This is a genomic window from Pedobacter sp. AC464, assembly GCF_979253075.1.
In genome coordinates this window covers 281,069-299,079 of sequence record NZ_CEEDBV010000002.1, presented here as the reverse complement: position 1 = coordinate 299,079, position 18,011 = coordinate 281,069, and the positions used below count along the sequence as shown (strand labels likewise).

Sequence of the window (18,011 nt, the reverse complement as noted above, 5' to 3'; positions counted from 1 at the left end):
TTTCAATGAAAATAATTCAAAAGATTAAACAGTTTTTTATTGCACTTTATCACCTCTTCATTGCGGCGGGTAAAGGCTTTGCTGAGGATAGGATTACCAAACTAAGTGCTTCATTAGCATACTATACAATTTTTTCGCTTACACCGCTTATTATCATCGTGCTATCGGCGGCAACGCTTTTTTTTGGCGATAAAATGAATACCTCTACCAGAGGTAAATTTTTTGCGCAGGTTACGGAAATGGTCGGTAAAGATGCGGCTATACAAATCCAGGGTTTTGTGGAACATGCAAACAAAAGCGGGCAATCTACCATGGGTTTAATTATTGGTATAGCTACCTTGGTCATTGGCTCTACGGCTATTTTTATTGAGATTCAGGATAGCATCAATATGATTTGGAAAGTAAAGGCAATTCCTAAGAAAGGTTGGCTGAAAATGCTTACCAACAGGTTGCTTTCGTTTTCCTTAATTGTTTCGATGGGTTTTTTATTACTGGTTTCTCTGGTTATAAATAGTGTTGTAGTTGGGTTAGGAGATAAGTTGATAAAACTGCTTTCCAAAACAAATATCGATAAGGTCGTTCCTGTCGCAGATGATACAATGAGTTTAATCATCTACATTTTGAACAATGTAATTACTTTGGCTGCGGTTACAGCTGTATTCACAGTGATATTTAAAGTGCTTCCTGATGTTGTAATCAAATGGAAATCGGCGATTATTGGTGCCTTATTTACCGCGGTTCTTTTTAGTTTGGGTAAATATTTAATTGGCATTTATATTGAAAAAGGAAATCCGGGCTCAGCGTTTGGCGCAGCAAGTTCGATAATTGTAATACTGCTTTGGATATATTACACCTCAATTATCCTTTACTTTGGGGCCGAATTTACCCAGGCTTATGCAGAAAAGTACGATGGTGGGATTAGCCCAAGCAAGTACGCAGTATTTACTAAGATTACGATTGTAGAGAAAAAAGTTGACGTGCTTCCGCCTCAACACCCTGAAGATACCATCCATGCACCAAAGGTTTAAAGCAATCCTACTTCAAGAATAAAATCATTTTTTCTACCAGTTCTTTTTCCAAAAATGGCTTTAAAACCAGCTCGTTAATGCCAGATTCCAGGTATTTTTTTCTGTCTTCCTGCATCACGTTTGCTGTTACACCCAAAATAGGGATTCCTCTTTTGGCAACATCCTCTCCGTGTCTGATGTTTCTTGTCAGTTCTATCCCGCCCATTTCGGGCATCTGAATATCCGTTAAAATCAGATCGTATACATTTTCATTGAACAAATCATAAGCTTCGAGACCATTATAAGCGGTATCAAAGTTTACCTTATATTTTTTTAGAATCGTACTTGCCAACAGGATATTAAGCATGTTATCGTCGGCTAAAAGCACACGCTTCCCAGCCAGGATTTTCGCATCTTCCAAACGCACTGGTTTAGTGGCTTCTTCCGGTTTACTGTTCCCGGTGATTTCATATGGCAACTCGAAAGAAAAAACAGAGCCTTTTCCTTCTTCGCTGCTAACACTGATTGTACCATTTTGAAATTCAACAATCTTTTTGCAGATGGCAAGCCCTAAACCAGTTCCCTGCTGTTTCTCTTTGGTAGATGCATAATATACTTGCGCAAATTCATCAAAAATAATTTTCTGATCTAAATGATTTATACCCAAACCAGTGTCGGAAACACTCACATTTAGCAGCGCCTGCTTACCACTAGTTTTGCTTAAAGCTGCCTTTAAAACAACTTCCCCCTGAGTTGTAAACTTAATAGCATTGCTTAAAAGATTCATAACCACTTGTTTTAATCGTAACGGATCGCCAAGTATGAATAAATCCTTCTCGATTGACATTTCCAGTATGAAGCCAATTTTCTTTTTTTCAGCCTGTATTTTCATGCCGTCAAATACATCCTGAATAGCTGTAAACGGAGAAAACGGAATTTGTTCCATCGTAACTTTTCCGGTTTCATATTTTGAAAAATCGAGAATATCATTAACAACGTCGAGCAGCATTACCGAAGAATTTCGTATAGCACTGATTTGCTCTTTTTGCTGGGCCTCGAGATCAACTTGTGTTAATTGCTCCGAAAAACCGACGATAGAGTTTAAGGGGGTACGAATTTCATGACTCATATTTGCCAGAAAACGACTTTTGGAAAGGGCATATAAGGCAGCCTTGTTACTATACTCGATTAGTGCCTGCCCGTTTTTGTAGAGCGTATAAATAAAGTAAAAGACCAGAATAAGCAGGCCTGCAGCAAAAAGGAGCAATATGATTGTGAATTTGTCCAGGTTCTCCAGCGTGCTGAATGCGTTTACTGTAACTAATTTTTGAACAGATGAATAATAGTTTTTTTCGGTTTTTTTATACTGTTTCAGGCCGTTTACAATATTTACAATCAGCTCATGGTTAACATCTAAAAGTTCTCGTTCTTTGTCTTTTAAGCGCTTGTTTATTTTGTAAAGTTTAAGGTAGTAAGTATTTATAGCTTTTAGCTGCATTTTGTTGTATTCACCATTTACAGATGATGTATCCGCAGTGATAACAGTTTTTACAAGTGTCGCTGTTGTACTATCAGTACCTTTTTTCCCTTTATCATTTATTGCAGCGATAATTCTGCCGAAGAATTTTTTCTTAGCCTGGGCGATAACTTTAGGTTTCAGGGTGTCAATTCTGGTGATACTTTTGAATTGCCTGGCCGTAAAAAGTTCGCTGTTCGGACTAATCTTTTCAACATCCTTGTCTACGGCGATCGAAAAGTTAATTAAGCTGTCTGATAATCTTTTTAACTGGATAAACTGGCTTGTGCGCAGCTTTTTTTGCCTGATTAACGCCGTAAAGCTTTCTTTAGAAAACGCATTTTCCTTTAAATTCTGGCTTTCGATGGTGTCCATGATTAAAGAAACCTCTTTAATTTCATGCGCAAATTGCGTGTAGAAACTTTTTTCGCCACTAACAATATACATTCTACAGCTGTTTTCCGCGTTGTACAGTTTAAAAATACAGCTATCCAGCTTACTAAAATCACTCTGAACCTGAACGATTTTATTAACCGATTTTAACAGTGGTATTTTTGAGAAATTCACGAATAATCCTGCCGTTATTCCGAAAATGGCTACGAGTAAAAATACAACTATTAAATACTTTCCTGCTGAACTTTTAGTGGGTTTCAAATGTACGTTGATTTAATTTTGCGATTAATCAACGCCAGAATTTATGCTACTTCATCGATTATTTTTGGTTCTTCTTGTACTTCGTCTTTTTCTACCCGGAGATTTTTGATGATGTGCTGTTGCCTGTCGGGGGTGTTCTTACCCATGTAGTATTCAAGCAAACTTTTAATGGTCTGATCTTTCAAAATAACAGGGTCCAGCCTGATATCTTTACCGATAAACAAACCAAATTCATCAGGAGAAATCTCCCCCAATCCTTTAAAACGAGTAATTTCAGGTTTATTACCTAATTTTTCGATGGCATTCCGGCGCTCTTCATCACTATAACAATATATGGTTTCCTTTTTATTGCGAACCCTGAATAATGGGGTTTGTAAAATGTACACATGTCCTGCTTTTACTAAATCAGGAAAAAACTGAAGAAAGAAGGTCATCATCAGCAACCTGATGTGCATGCCATCTACATCGGCATCGGTAGCAATTACAATGTTGTTGTAATGCAAACCGTCTAATCCATCTTCAATATTTAGGGCGTGCTGTAAAAGGTTAAATTCTTCGTTCTCGTAAACCACTTTTTTAGTCAGCTCGTAGCAGTTTAGTGGTTTTCCTTTTAGGCTGAAAACAGCCTGGCAGTCTACATCACGAGATTTGGTAATCGAACCCGATGCAGAATCTCCCTCGGTAATAAATAAGGTAGTCTCGTAACGTTTTTCGTGTGTAGAATTAAAATGAACCTTACAATCACGAAGTTTTTTATTGTGCAACGATGCCTTTTTAGCCCTATCGTTGGCTAACTTTTTAATCCCTGCAATATCTTTACGCTCCCGTTCCGATTGGTTTATTCGCTTTAAAAGCGCATCAGCCACATCAGGATTTTTGTGTAGATAATCATCAAGTTCTTTTTTAACAAAATCGTTGATGAAAGTAGCAACAGATGGTCCTTCTGGTCCCATATTTTGAGAGCCAAGTTTGGTTTTAGTTTGCGATTCGAAAACCGGCTCCTGCACGCGGACGGAAATTGCCGCGATGATTGATGAACGCACATCGGCAGCATCAAACTCTTTCTTAAAAAACTCCCGTACGGTTTTTACAACTGCGGCCCTGAAAGCAGCCTGGTGTGTGCCGCCTTGTGTAGTATGTTGGCCATTTACGAACGAGTGGTAGTCTTCGCCGTATTGTTGCCCGTGCGTCATCGCAATCTCGATATCATTACCAATCATATGAATAATTGGATACCGTATTTCTTCTGGCTTGTTAAATTTTGAAAGTAGATCGTAAAGTCCTCTTTCTGAAAAATATTTTTGATTATTAAAATTGATTGTTAAACCAGTATTCAGGAAAACATAGTTCCAAACCATACTCTCCACAAAATCAGGGATGTAGTGGTAGTTTCTGAAAATGGTTTCATCCGGATAGAAAGTTATGGCCGTACCATTTCGCTGGGTTGTGTCAATAACAGGTTGTTCATTTACAATTTCCCCTTTCGAGAACTCAACTTTTTTGGTTTTTCCATCCCGGTAAGATTGTACAGTGAAACTGGTTGATAGCGCATTTACCGCTTTCGTACCTACACCATTTAAACCTACTGATTTTTGGAAGGCGTTACTATCATACTTACCGCCGGTATTTATCTTACTTACACAATCTATAACTTTTCCTAAAGGAATTCCCCGGCCATAATCGCGAACATTTATTTTTTGCTCAGAAACCGTAATTTCGATGGTTTTTCCGGTACCCATCACAAACTCATCAATAGAGTTATCTACAATTTCTTTTAACAAAACATAAATTCCATCGTCTTGCGCAGAACCATCACCAAGCTTACCGATATACATACCGGGCCGCAGTCTGATGTGTTCTTTCCAATCTAATGAGCGAATACTGTCGTCGTTATAAATTACTTCTGCCATAAATTTAGTAAAGTGTTACCAGGTTGAATGAACTTCGTTTTCACACAAAGCAGCTATACCGAGGGATGTTCGGAGCAAGCTTTAACGTTCAACATGACAAATATTAAGGGATGATTTGATATCGGGAGTCGGAAAATTTAGCTGTTTGGTTTCACGAATCTCGAGTAGCAAAAATTATTATACAATAATAGATTTATTCTTTGAGGGTAGCAAAAGAAAATTTCAACAAAAAACGATTTATTAACCCGCGGGTTATTGAAGCGTGTGTGGCCAGTTTGCCGCAGTATAAAAAATTATACATTTTTTCACTTCATAAAACCGCTAACCAAGCAGGAACTTTTAACCATTTGCAGTTATAAAATTACCCTTTTTTGAGAGCGTTATTTTGTTTTCTGCATCTTCCAGCATCCATTCACCCTATTTTCCCTATCTTCAACCAATCAATAATAATTTTTTTTAATGCAGCAAAAAAAGCAACTTTCGCTCTTCGATTTATCCATGATCGTAGTCAGTTTGGTAATTGGTATGGGCATTTTTCGTACACCTGTAAATGTGGCTGCGAAAGCTCAAATTCCCGAATTGTTCTACCTCGCATGGTTTATCGGCGGTTTTGTTGCTTTTTGTGGCGCACTCACTTATGCAGAAATCGGTGCCCGTTATCCGGTAACTGGCGGTTATTATAAAATCTTTTCCATTGCCTATCATCCCTCCATAGCCTTTGCAATCAATTGCATCGTGCTAATTTCGAGCGCTGCATCTGTTGCTGCAATTTCGATAATCGGAGCAGAATATCTAGGCAAAATCATTTTACCGGTAGAAATGCAGAACGAAACCTACCGCGTCGCGATTGCAATTACCACCATTTTAATATTTTACTTAATCAACCTTTTGGGCTTAAAAGCCAGTTCGAAAACGCAGAACGTTCTAACAATAATTAAAATAGGCTTAATTCTGACTTTAATTTGTGCGGTTTTTTTTGGTGGGCAAATACAAACTGTTGCACCGGTATTTAAAACACCAGGCAACGCGTTGCCAAACTGGTCAGATTATGGGAAAGCGTTGGGTCTATGTTTAATAGCGGTATCATTCTCTTACGCCGGCTATGCACAAACCATCAATTTTGGAGGCGAAGTTAAAGAAGCAAAAAAGGTAATACCACGCTCAATAATCATCGGGTTGACCATAATTGTTGCACTCTATCTACTGCTCAATTATGTTTACGTTAAAGTTATAGGCTTCGAAGAATTAAAAACCGCTGAAAGCATTGCCGCAATTTTAGCATCGAAAATATTTGGTCCTGCAGGTTTTAAAATGCTTTCGGTAATTATTTTTATCTCCGTAATGGGTTATGTAAATGTAAATTTACTTAGCAACCCGCGGGCTATGTTTGCTATGGGCGAGGAAGGTGCGCTGCCCAAATTGTTTAGCAAAATGAATGCGAAAACAGAGGTAATCACCTGGAGCCTAACTATTTTTACCCTTGTTGCGGTTGTTATAATCTTTTATGCCAAAACTTTCGATAAGATTTTAAATTATACCATATTCCTGGAAAGCATTAGTATGGCAAGTTCTGCAGCAACAATTTTTATTTTAAGAAAGCGTACAGCCCATCTTGATAAAAAAACCATTTATACTGTTCCATTATATCCTATATTGCCTCTAATATTTATTGCCGCCTATACTTTTGTAGCCTTTAGCATTTATGCCGACGACCCAAGTGCTGCACTGAACGGATTGTATATTTTTGTGGGGTTTTTGTTAATCTATTTCATTTCGAGATTGTTTAACAAGAAATAGCTTTTGTAAAGCAAATGCAGTGCTTTTTGGTTAGTGTGGCCCCGCCATACGCTACAATCTTTTTAGAACACGCCACGGTTAAGTTTGGCGTTAGTTAACCTAAAAAGTATTTCCGCTGCTGTCGGGTTTATATGGCAATTTGGTACTTCAATTTGGCGTATCAATGCAGGGCCAATAATGAAGTACGTAATTCTATCATTTTAAAATGATTATAATTTAATGAACAAAACACTCTCTTTAAAACAAGAAATCGCTTATGCTGCTGGTATGATAGGGTGGAGCACGATGACCAATATTATCATCGTAATGCTGCCATACTTTTATTTGCCACCAAGCAACGCTGGTTTACCACCGCTGGTTCCGCAACTTGTTTTTTTAGGTTTGTTTAATATTCTATCAATAATTGCAGCGTCCGGCAGATTGGTTGATGCTGTTTTCGATCCTTTTATTGCCTCGAAAAGTGATGCGAGCAACAACCCAAATGGCAGGCGCATGCCTTTTATGAAATGGGCAATTCTCCCTGCCATGGTTTTTTGTGGGTTAGTTTTTTATCCTTTACAAAAAGGCGAAAGTTTGCATAATGCCTGGTGGCTCACCATAACCCTTTGTTTGTTTTTCGTTTCGGTAACCACTTATATTATTCCTTACAACGCTTTATTGGCTGAAGTTACCAACACACCGCGGCAAAAAGTAAAGCTATCAAGTTATCAGCAAGTTGGCTTTGTAATCGGGATTATTCTATCAGCCTGTACCAATAATTTCGCCGATTTAGTGCAGCAGAATTTTCAGGTTGCAAACCGTAGTGAAGCCGTTCAAATTGCGATTTGGGGTTTATGTATTCTGTCTGGCCTGGTTATGTTGCTTCCGGTTTTTTTTATCAATGAGAAGGAATTTTCTGTAGCAAAGCCAACCCACATTCCGCTTTGGCCAGCCATTAAAAACACCTTCAAAAACAGCAATTTTAAATATTATCTCGTATCTGATTTTGCATTTTATACCGCCCTGAGCATTATTTCGAGTGGCCTGTTGTATTTTTGTACGGTGCTACTGGGTTTAGATGAATCAGAAGGTGGGAAATTTATGGGCGTTATGGTTTTGGCATCATTAATATTTTATCCTATTGTTAACTTCGGTTCTGCCAAAGTTGGTAAAAAACCGTTTGTACTCTCCGCGTTCGTGGTTTTATGCTTAATTTTTGTTACCATTTTCTTTTTAGGAAAGTTGCCATTATTACCAAGAACACAACTGTATATACTCGTTTTATCAGCGTCTTTTCCTTTAGCGGCATTAGGGATTTTACCTAACGCGATTTTGGCAGATATTGCCCAGAAAGATACTTTGGAAACTGGAGAAAACCATGAAGGAATGTTTTTTGCAGTTAAATACCTTTTTGTAAAACTTGGTCAAACCCTGGGTATTGCGGTTTTTGCAATGCTTACCGTTTACGGAAAAGACCCCGGAAACGATTTTGGTTTACGATTGAACGGCATTGTTGGCTTCGCGTTGTGCCTGATTGCCTTAATTTGTTTCAGCCGGTTTAAAGAAAATAAGGAGTGAAAAGAATTCTAAACCTCGACAGGTTTTAGGTTAACTTGCTCGGCTTATTGTATTCTGGTGCCAGCCGCACAATACTTTCATGATAAACCTGACCTGGCGAAAATACTTTTAAAGGCGCATTAATGTTCAACTTTTAAGTTACCAAAGCTTTAAAAGATTGTAGCGGAGGGCAGGGCTGTAATCGGCCAGAACAGACGCACTAACATTTCCAAAAAAAATAGAAGTGCTGCGCCAAACACAGTGCCTTCCCTCCAATTCTTAATCTTAATAAATTTGTTTACCTTTGCAGCGAAGCAGGAATAAGGGCTTGCCATTCTTAATGGCATATTCTCTCCGCAAGTTAGTCCTTCAATTAATGATTGTTCTAGCTTCTTCGATAAATATTACAAAAAAAAATACATGTTATTCAAAGAATTAAACCTCATTGAGCCAATTTTAAAGGCGCTTGAGACCCAAGGTTATACACAACCTACACCCATACAGGAGCAATCCATCCCAACAATATTAAAAGGAAAAGATTTATTAGGCTGCGCTCAAACCGGAACGGGTAAAACCGCCGCTTTCGCCATCCCGATGTTGCAGTTACTGCACGAAAAACACATCAATACCAAGGCCACAAAAAATATTAAAGCATTGGTTTTAACGCCAACTCGCGAGCTTGCCATTCAAATTGAAGATAGCTTTAAAGCTTACGGAAGTAATTTAAATTTACGCCGTTTGGTAATTTTTGGCGGAGTAAACCAACACTCGCAGGTAGAGGCGCTTAAAAAAGGTGTCGATATTTTAGTTGCTACACCTGGCCGTTTACTGGATTTAATGAACCAGGGTTTTATTAACCTGAATACTATCGAACTTTTTGTGTTGGATGAAGCCGACCGGATGTTGGATATGGGTTTTATCCACGATGTTAAAAAAGTGGTTGCCAAGTTACCCGCAAAGCGTCAAACATTGTTTTTCTCGGCAACCATGCCAGATGAAATTCAGAAACTGGCAAATACAATTTTATCGAATCCGACGAAAGTAGAGGTTACACCAGTTTCTTCTACGGCCGAAACCATTAACCAGTCGATTTATTTTGTAGACAAACCAGATAAAAAGAAGTTATTAATCCATCTTTTAGAGGATAAAGCCATTGAAACTGCTTTGGTTTTTACCCGTACTAAACATGGTGCAGATAGGATTGTGAAAGATTTGGCTCATGCCGGAATTAAAGCTGCAGCTATTCACGGTAATAAGTCGCAAAATGCCAGACAAAGGGCGTTAACTGATTTTAAAGACAGAAAAATTAGAGTTTTAGTGGCTACTGATATTGCTGCCCGTGGTATTGATATCGACCAGTTGTCGCACGTTTTTAATTACGAACTGCCAAATATTCCTGAATCTTACGTGCATAGAATTGGCCGTACAGGCCGTGCGGGTGCAAATGGAATTGCAATTTCATTTTGTGATGCTGAAGAAAATGAATATTTGTTAGACATTCAGAAACTGATAAAAATCACTTTACCAGTTGTTGACAGCCATCCTTACCCATTAACCTGGGAGAGTATGTTGGCAAAAAATCAGGTAAAACGTAAACCACAGGCACAATCTAAGGGCGGTGGCGGCGGCGCAAAGAGAAATGGTGCTGAGGGAAATATGAGTGGAAAGCCTCGTAACGCAAGTAACAACCGCAGATTCGGCGGTAACAGAAATAAAGCTAAAGCGAAATAGGTTTCAAGTGACTGATTAAAGCTTAAACACTAAAGCTGAAAGGCTAAAGCTTAAATCCTTATGCTTGCTTTTTGCCATTTACATAAAAGCCCGGTTTGTAATTTTACAGTCCGGGTTTTTTTTGGCAAAAGTCATCTCTAATAATTTCGTTTGGCAACGGCTGAATTATATCGAATTTTAGTCGTTTAGGCCGGCTCCGGGTCTTCAGGACTGCTGTACTTGCCTGGCTGGAAACCGTTAATTTGATAAAAATCTAAATCTTCAAATTTAAAAACTATATTTGCCATACTCAAAGGGGTGCTTATTAACATTGCGATGTTTAGCAGTTAATAGGCTGAGATTAAACCCATTTAAGTGACTTACGTTTAGGGATTAGGGTTTAGGTGCTCACTTACAACTCTTCTATCAAAAGTTCGCCACTTAATGCACCTGATTCGGATAATGCCGACGTAGGGAAGAGGTACATTACAATACTGTTTCGCCCCGAAAGCAGTTTTCAATAATTTTTATCGGCCGAAAGGCACAAGCGTATTGTAGATGTATTTTCAAGAGTGGATCAGGCTTTTTCAGGAGCAGATTTTAAATACCCCATTAATTGAGTGGCTTGCGGTGGGTTTTGGGGTTTCAGAAGTTTTATTTGCCAAAAGGAACAGCATCTGGCTATATCCGACTGGAATTATTTCCATACTATTATCAATGTTTCTTTTGTTTAAAGTGAAACTTTATGCGGAGATGCTTCTGAGTATTTACTATTTAGTGATGAGTGTTTATGGCTGGGTAATTTGGAAAAAACGAAAACTCGACGGCGAGAATCAGGTATCGTGGAGTACAAACAGCGAATTGCTCATTGCCATTTTAATTTCTATAGTCGGATTTTTTGTTTTTTATTTTGTTTTGAGAAACCATACCGACTCTGATGTTCCACTGTTTGATGCTTTTGTGTCATCCACTGCCTGGGCAGGAATGTGGCTTCTGGCGAAACGCAAAATAGAAAACTGGATTTTTCTCAACATTTCAAATATCGTGGCAATTCCTCTGCTGTTTCATAAAAAATTGCCCTTAATGGCTTGTTTAACTACTTTTCTTTTTATCGTGGCAATCTTCGGTTTTATCGAGTGGAAAAAGATCATCGGGAAAAGAAAATTGAGCGTGCTGTAAAACTTCAAGGTTACGCATTCTGAACCCGTTAAGTCATGTTACCTATTCAGTTTAAAAAAAGATTCATGCAAAATATATTAACACAAACCTGGCAAGAGAAAGTAAGCGCATTTTCAGCCCTGTCTGAAAAAATGGGCGAATTACATCCGGAAATTTTAGAACTTGCCTACGATGAAAATTGGTTTAAACTTTTTGTGCCTGAAATTTATGGCGGGCCTGGGAAAAAACTTCCAGAGATATTAAGACTTGAAGAAGAGCTCGCAGAGGCAGATGGAAGTCTGGGTTGGACCGTTACCTTGTGTGCTGGTGCTGCATGGTTTGCAGGTTTTTTAAATCCGGAATTGGCTAAAGAAATTTTTGCCGAAAGAACTGTTTGCTTTGCAGGTAGCGGCGCTGTGGGGGGTACGGCAAGAAACACATCAGATGGCTATGTGATTAATGGGCATTGGAAATACGCCAGCGGCGCTTTGCATGCAACAATCTTCACGGCAAATTGCATCCTTCAAAATAACGATGGAACGGATGTTTTGGATGAGTTAGGCAATCCGAAAGTATTGTCATTTATTCTTAAAAAAGATGAAGTTAAAATTCTTTCTGGTTGGTCTTACTTTGGGTTAATTGCCACCGGGAGTCATGCTTTTGAGGTTAGTAACTTAATTGTACCTAAGAATAGAACGTTTGAAATTAACAACACCATTCAGGTTGCTGATAATGGTTTCGACTATCCCTTTTTACAATTGGCCGAAACCACCTTGGCAGTAAATAGTTTGGGTATGGCAAATCATTTTTTAAAGTTGACGGAAGAGTCGTTTTATAAGCGATCAGGTTTGAAAAGATACACAGATAAGCAGATCGAGTTTTTCAACTATGAACTAAACGAATGCAAAAATAACATCCAGCAATTAAGAAACAACTTTTACAAGGCTTTTGACGAATCGTGGGATGAGTTAATTTCTAAGGGAAAAATTGATGAAGAAACATGCTCCGCTGTCAGTTTGATTAGCCGGAAATTGGCCCACGCTTGCAGGCAGTCTGCAGATACACTTTTTCCTTATTGCGGATTGGAAGCTGCAAAGAAGGAGTCGGAAATTAACAGGGTTTGGAGAGATATACACACTGCAAGTCAGCATGCACTTTTAACTTTTATCGAGTGATTTAAATATAACTAGCACTCAATTTATTGCTTTTCTTGCATTTTCGAGCATCATAACATACTTTTCCTGTTTTGCCGAAATGCCCAAGTCTTGATAAACAATTTTCCCTTGCCTGTCGAAAAAGAAGAAAGCCGGGTATTCTGCATTTGCCTTCTGTTCCATTATTTTTTGGAAGATATTGTTTATAGAGAACGCGTAATGGGCATAAAATTCCTCTTTAACGGTCTTGAAGAATTTTTTTCATAAAGTGCATCAACCCAAACGGGTTTTTACTTGCTTCATTCGCTGACCATAGGCTGTTTAATAAAAGCCGCTAATAAGAAGTAGAATCGTTATGGGTTTATTCATCGCGACTAAATCTTCCTCGCTTTCATCTTTTTTAATTCAACCTCCAGTGCATCGGTAGTTCTTCCCTCAGTCTTCGACTTTTTAATTGCATCTTCTTCGGTTTTAATTGCTTCTTCGAAAAACTTCATCCTGTAAAGAATATGTGCGAGCGTGTCGTAATAGCCACTCAAAGGATTAAGTTCTATTGAACGGCGGCTCCAAATCATTGCTTTGGTTAAGTAGTTAATATTGTCTGTACCAGTTAGGTAAAACTGCCATGCCGCGTTATTCAGTTCCATCGCGTAGCTGGTAGAAGTTGAACCCACTGCAGTAAGTGATTGAGTTATTTTAGCACTGCCAGGCAACTTCATAAGGCTATCCATCTTTTCTTTTGATAACATGTTTGCTTTCGAAATCATCGTTGGCATATTTCGCTGTATAGAAGCTTCTCTATCTTTAGCTTCAATCTTTTTAATGCTATCAGCGCCAATTTTCATGTAATATCTGTCGTAATGAAACATCGCTGTACGCATATAATTAGCGGTGTCCTTAATGCCTAGATAGTAACGCATCATTTGACTATCGTAAGCCTTTCCACCACGGGTAAAGTCGCTATTCCATGTCCCTCTAGTAAAATTGGCTACCGAATAAGCCATTGCAATATTCTTTTTCTTAATGGCCTCGGTTATGGTATTGTTTATCATTTGGTTGTTAAAAGCCAAACGTTTCTGCAGCGGTTCCGTTTTATAAATACTATCGGTGATTTTCCGGTTCGTAAATGCCATTTTGTAGGCATTCCCGTTAATATATGGTCCGGCTTCGAGGATATATAGAACACTTTCATAGTTATTGAAATCGCCTGTTTTACGCGAATTTACATATTGCTCTATCAGGTCTGCATTGGTATTTATTCCAGCCTTTTTCCTGGTATCAATCAGCTGTTTTAGAAGTACATAATCCTTTTCGTTTGCCAGATAGTCTTTTTCCAGTTCAGAAAGTGATTTTTCTTTTTCTGCACTTAAAGCCATTTTAATCATTGAAAAGTATCGTTCCTTATTTCCAAAGTTCCCGAAGTCTTTATAAAACACGTCTTTGTTTGGGTGTAAAAAAACGTATGCGGGAAAGGTATTGACTGACGATTTCGATAAAACAGATCTTACGGAAGTGTCGCCTATTACTGTTTTATAGACAATAAAATTTTCGTTTATGTTCTTGATAACCTCCTTGTCATCCAGCGCAGTGCTGAAATCTATTTTAACACCTTGAACGGTTACCGGACGTTGTATATTAGGTACAGTAATAATTAAAAGGATAGGCACATTTTTTTTAGATGCTAATTCGGCAGCTTTAGAAAACGAATTTTGACTATTTAATTTTTGCCCAAAAGTGCAAATGGTTGCAAGTGCAACAATGAAGGTGGTAAGGAGAAGGCTTTTCATGAGGAGGCTATAATTCGATGCGGTAAAAGTAAAGCCCGCAATTTAATTGCGGGCTTTAATATTATTGATATTGAATGTAAATTGGTTTTGGCGTGAGCTTTAAAAGCTCTTCAGGTGTCATCAGTCTTTTTGGGTCTTTCTTTAAATCATTTTTATAAAACAATTTAAAGCCGGTAAACTGAACCGGTTCGCCGAAAATAAAGTGGCGATAGGTGCCCTTCTTTAATTCTGGTTCGCCCCATCCATCCATGTGCATTACTACCTGAACTTCAGGTCGCAATTTAATGCTTTGAGAATTTGTAACCATCTTTTTAGTAAAACGGTGCAAGGTGAAAACTTTTGGAGGCAGGTTGTACTTTTTAACAATGTCAGCTAAATAACCGGTTACGTAGTTAATGTCTGCTGCATCATATGTTCCGATTTTTTTTCCTGGCAGAGAGCCGTCTTTCATCGAAAATTCCGGGTCGATGCCCAGGTGTACATATGGCAATTCTAAATATTTTTCGATGTGAGGAAGTTCTGCTTTTATCGTACTTAGGGCAACTTGTAAATCCAAAAACACAATGGTATTTGGTTGCATTTTCGCAATTTTTAAAACAGAATCGATTTGTTTGTTGCCCATTCTGTTAATATATTTTCCATCTTTACCTGCTGTACCACTAGCTACGGCAGCGATATAATGCAAACCCGGCTGCACAGGAGTGGTTGGATCTGCTTTTTCCCAGCGTTTAACTTCTGCATTTAAGCGTTGCCACATTTCTTTCGGTGCATATTCTCCTAAAGCGCCCATTTTCTTTGAATGTAGGTTACCATAATAAACAACAATTCGCTTAAAAGGTAAAATTGCGCCTGCTAACGGAATCGGCTGGTTTTTAACCGGCCATTTCCCGGTCGTGTCGCCGTTGGCTAGTTTGCGTACAAGAGAATCGTACAATTTAGGATCAACGGGCTTCATTACATTAACAGTAGAATCTGTTTTCTTTTTACTACTGTCTGATGAGAACATTTTGCCAATGCCACCGCTTTTGCCATCCGTATTGCAGTTGGCGAATAAAGAGATTGCGGCAAAACCCAAGATAAGAGTGCCCGCTAATTGAGGAAATTTCATAGATATATTTATAGATAATTAATGTTTTTCAGGTTTTCCGAATCTGTTTGTGCATGAAAGTAGGATGGAAAACCGATAGTTCAAAATAAAGTAATCAACATTTACACATTACAGAATTTGCCGAAAACGCCCAATGGAAGTTTTACGCCTGCTGTGGCTTGAAGATATAATTCTCCGGTTTCTAAATTTTTAACTTCGGGGAATGATGTGCGAATTAAATTCTCTACAATTACGGAAGAAAATCCGAGTGAATATGTATTAAGAATCAAGAAATGTTCCTTTTCATCTAACAATTGAACAACATCCTGCATCATTTCCTGAATGTGATCTTCAAGTTTCCACTTTTCTCCATTTGGACCATGGCCGTATGCCGGCGGATCCAGGATAATTCCATTGTACTTTTTGCCTCTTTTAAGTTCTTTTTTAACAAACTTCAACGCATCTTCAACCATCCATCGGGTGTTTTTTAAACCTGATAATTCCTGGTTTTCATTTGCCCAGGTTACAACCTGTTTTATCGAATCTACGTGAGTGGTTTCTGCGCCGGCAGCATTCGCAATTAATGATGCAGCACCTGTATAGGCAAAAAGATTTAATACCCGGGGTTGCGTAGTTTTAAATTTTTTAATCGATGATGAAATAAAATCCCAGTTTACGGCCTGTTCAGGGAAAACCCCAACGTGTTTAAAAGAAGTTAAACCAAGACGAAGTTTTATAGCGACTTCATTGTTTTTATATTCAACATGCCAACGATCGGGGATGGCGGGATTTTTTTTTACCCATTCGCCGGAAGTAGCAGAGCGGCCTCTGAAAGTTATGTTGGCAATTTTTTTCCATTCCTGTTCCGACATTGTTTTTTTCCAAACAGCCTGCGGTTCAGGTCTGATAAGGGTAACGTTGCCAAAACGTTCTAATTTTTCAAAATCTCCACAATCAATTAGTTCGTAATCTTTCCAATGTGTTGGAGCAAGTAATTGTATCATTTATTAAATATATAACTCGTCATTGCGAGGCACGAAGCAATCTTAAACCGACTGCTGTTGTATTATTTTTTAAAATTTGTCTTTTGCGGCTTTCATGAAACGGCTCGCAAAAACAAAGTCGTTAAGTTCTTTAATTTCGGTGTGAGCTATTTCTTTATTGCTGCCTTCCCAAAATTTCTTGCCCTCGTGGAGAAATAAAATATAATCACCAATCCCCATTACCGAATTCATATCATGGGTAACAACAATCGTGGTGGTTTTATATTCCTCCGTTAATTCCTGAATCAATTCGTCAATTACAATGGATGTTTTTGGGTCTAAGCCAGAATTTGGCTCATCACAAAACAGATACTTTGGATTCATTGAAATTGCACGGGCAATACCAACCCGTTTTTTCATCCCGCCAGATAATTCTGCCGGGAATAAATTGTTTTTACCTGCCAGGTTAACACGCTCAAGACAAAAATTTACCCGATCTATTTTTTCACTTCGGGTTTGATCGGTAAACATATTCAAAGGAAACATGATATTGTCCTGAACAGTCATACTATCAAAAAGTGCCGAACCCTGGAAAAGCATGCCTATTTCTTTACGAACTTCGATGCGTTGCTCATAGGTCATAGGCGTAAAATCGCGGCCATCATACAACACTGAACCCGAATCTGGTTGATGCAAACCAACCATACATTTAAGTAAGGTCGTTTTTCCTGAACCCGAACCTCCGATGATAAGATTTGTTACACCCTCTTCAAACTTTCCCGAAATGCCTTGTAAAACTTCGTTTCCGGAGAATGATTTATAAATATCTTTTATCTCTATCATTACAACAATAATTGGGTTACGATATAATCGCAAGCTAAAATAGAAATACAACTTATTACAACGGCTCTTGTACTTGCCTGCGATACTTCAAGGGCGCCTCCACGTACGTAGAAACCTTCATAAGCAGGTACTGAAGTTATTATGAATCCAAAAACAAATGCTTTAACCAGGGCTACAACAATTGTGTATGGATTAAAATCGGTTGTAATACCCTGAAGATATTCAGCAGGCGTAACAGCTCCGGAAACAGAACCGCCAATATAACCACCAGAAATACTTAAAAACATTGATATAATAACCAGCATGGGTACCATGGTAATGCCGGAAATAATTTTTGGCAGAATTAAATAACCAGGTGCATTAATACCCATAATTTCCAGGGCATCGATTTGCTCGGTTACACGCATAGAACCTATTTCAGAAGAAATAGCGGAGCCGATTTTTCCGGCCAAAACAATCGCACTGATTGTGGGGCTCAGTTCCAGGATACTCGAATCCCTGTTAACAGAACCGATAATCGTTTTTGGAATGAAATCACTTACCAGCTGGAAAGCGATTTGCAGGGTCATAACCGCACCGATAAATGTTGAAATGATGGCGATTAGTCCCAGAGAACCAACACCAACATAATCCATTTGCTTGGCTATTTCCTTTAAATATATCTTCAGTTTTTCCGGCTTTCTGAATACAGATTTGAGTAGCAGTATGTACCTGCCGAAATTCGTAAAATTCATTCCGTATGTGTTGCTTAATTTAAATGTTAATTTATAATACTACAAAGAAACGATAAAAAAGTTGTAGGGCTTTGTTAATTGCAAAAATATTCGTGGTTTTAAATATAAATATGGTTTTTTGCTTACAAAAATTAA

14 protein-coding genes are annotated in these 18,011 nt (G+C 38.3%); 6 read left to right on the top strand and 8 right to left on the bottom strand.

Annotated elements, in window-relative coordinates; all coding sequences use genetic code 11:
- Nucleotides 1–5 precede the first annotated feature (5 nt).
- Nucleotides 6–1,028, top strand: coding sequence for a YihY/virulence factor BrkB family protein (locus AC0IWT_RS11975; protein ID WP_471797384.1), 1,023 nt, complete (start codon nucleotides 6–8; stop codon nucleotides 1,026–1,028).
- Nucleotides 1,029–1,035: 7 nt separating this feature from the next.
- Here the strand turns inward: AC0IWT_RS11975 and AC0IWT_RS11970 are convergent, their stop codons facing one another.
- Together AC0IWT_RS11970 and AC0IWT_RS11965 are read right to left on the bottom strand one after the other, a co-directional pair.
- Nucleotides 1,036–3,177 (bottom strand): ATP-binding protein, encoded by a 2,142-nt coding sequence (locus AC0IWT_RS11970; RefSeq protein ID WP_471797383.1) that lies wholly within the window; start codon nucleotides 3,175–3,177, stop codon nucleotides 1,036–1,038.
- Between the two features lie 41 nt (nucleotides 3,178–3,218).
- Nucleotides 3,219–5,087, bottom strand: a complete 1,869-nt coding sequence (locus AC0IWT_RS11965) for a DNA topoisomerase IV subunit B (RefSeq protein WP_056869950.1) — start codon at nucleotides 5,085–5,087, stop codon at nucleotides 3,219–3,221.
- Between the two features lie 459 nt (nucleotides 5,088–5,546).
- Here AC0IWT_RS11965 and AC0IWT_RS11960 point away from each other — a divergent pair, with 459 nt between their 5' ends.
- The 5 genes from AC0IWT_RS11960 to AC0IWT_RS11940 all read left to right on the top strand — a co-directional run bounded on the left by AC0IWT_RS11960 (nucleotide 5,547) and on the right by AC0IWT_RS11940 (nucleotide 12,463).
- Nucleotides 5,547–6,884 (top strand): APC family permease, encoded by a 1,338-nt coding sequence (locus tag AC0IWT_RS11960; RefSeq protein ID WP_471797382.1) that lies wholly within the window; start codon nucleotides 5,547–5,549, stop codon nucleotides 6,882–6,884.
- 219 nt (nucleotides 6,885–7,103) lie between these two features.
- Complete coding sequence (locus tag AC0IWT_RS11955) at nucleotides 7,104–8,441, top strand: MFS transporter (protein ID WP_471797381.1); 1,338 nt, start codon at nucleotides 7,104–7,106, stop codon at nucleotides 8,439–8,441.
- Nucleotides 8,442–8,840: 399 nt separating this feature from the next.
- Nucleotides 8,841–10,151, top strand: coding sequence for a DEAD/DEAH box helicase (locus AC0IWT_RS11950; RefSeq protein WP_056869954.1), 1,311 nt, complete (start codon nucleotides 8,841–8,843; stop codon nucleotides 10,149–10,151).
- A 537-nt stretch (nucleotides 10,152–10,688) separates the two neighbouring features.
- Nucleotides 10,689–11,309: a nicotinamide riboside transporter PnuC gene (gene pnuC / locus AC0IWT_RS11945; protein ID WP_471797380.1), complete on the top strand. Its 621-nt coding sequence runs from the start codon at nucleotides 10,689–10,691 to the stop codon at nucleotides 11,307–11,309.
- Between the two features lie 65 nt (nucleotides 11,310–11,374).
- Complete coding sequence (locus AC0IWT_RS11940) at nucleotides 11,375–12,463, top strand: acyl-CoA dehydrogenase family protein (RefSeq protein ID WP_471797379.1); 1,089 nt, start codon at nucleotides 11,375–11,377, stop codon at nucleotides 12,461–12,463.
- A gap of 18 nt (nucleotides 12,464–12,481) precedes the next feature.
- On the opposite strand, the gene AC0IWT_RS11935 is transcribed toward AC0IWT_RS11940, so the two are convergent.
- From AC0IWT_RS11935 to AC0IWT_RS11910, 6 genes are all read right to left on the bottom strand, one after another.
- Nucleotides 12,482–12,625 carry a hypothetical protein gene (locus AC0IWT_RS11935; protein WP_471797378.1) on the bottom strand — a complete coding sequence of 48 codons (144 nt, stop codon included), beginning with the start codon at nucleotides 12,623–12,625 and terminating at the stop codon, nucleotides 12,482–12,484.
- A 191-nt stretch (nucleotides 12,626–12,816) separates the two neighbouring features.
- A complete protein-coding gene (locus AC0IWT_RS11930) occupies nucleotides 12,817–14,229 on the bottom strand; it encodes a hypothetical protein (protein ID WP_471797377.1) in 1,413 nt (470 codons plus the stop codon).
- A 61-nt stretch (nucleotides 14,230–14,290) separates the two neighbouring features.
- Entirely contained in the window at nucleotides 14,291–15,337 is a 1,047-nt protein-coding gene (locus tag AC0IWT_RS11925) for a hypothetical protein (RefSeq protein ID WP_471797376.1), read from the bottom strand.
- Between the two features lie 101 nt (nucleotides 15,338–15,438).
- Complete coding sequence (locus AC0IWT_RS11920; RefSeq protein ID WP_056869959.1) at nucleotides 15,439–16,320, bottom strand: class I SAM-dependent methyltransferase; 882 nt, start codon at nucleotides 16,318–16,320, stop codon at nucleotides 15,439–15,441.
- 69 nt (nucleotides 16,321–16,389) lie between these two features.
- Nucleotides 16,390–17,142, bottom strand: coding sequence for an ABC transporter ATP-binding protein (locus AC0IWT_RS11915; protein WP_056869960.1), 753 nt, complete (start codon nucleotides 17,140–17,142; stop codon nucleotides 16,390–16,392).
- Complete coding sequence (locus AC0IWT_RS11910; protein ID WP_056869961.1) at nucleotides 17,142–17,876, bottom strand: MlaE family ABC transporter permease; 735 nt, start codon at nucleotides 17,874–17,876, stop codon at nucleotides 17,142–17,144. Before AC0IWT_RS11910 ends, AC0IWT_RS11915 begins: the two co-directional genes overlap by 1 nt.
- Between the last annotated feature and the right edge of the window lie 135 nt (nucleotides 17,877–18,011).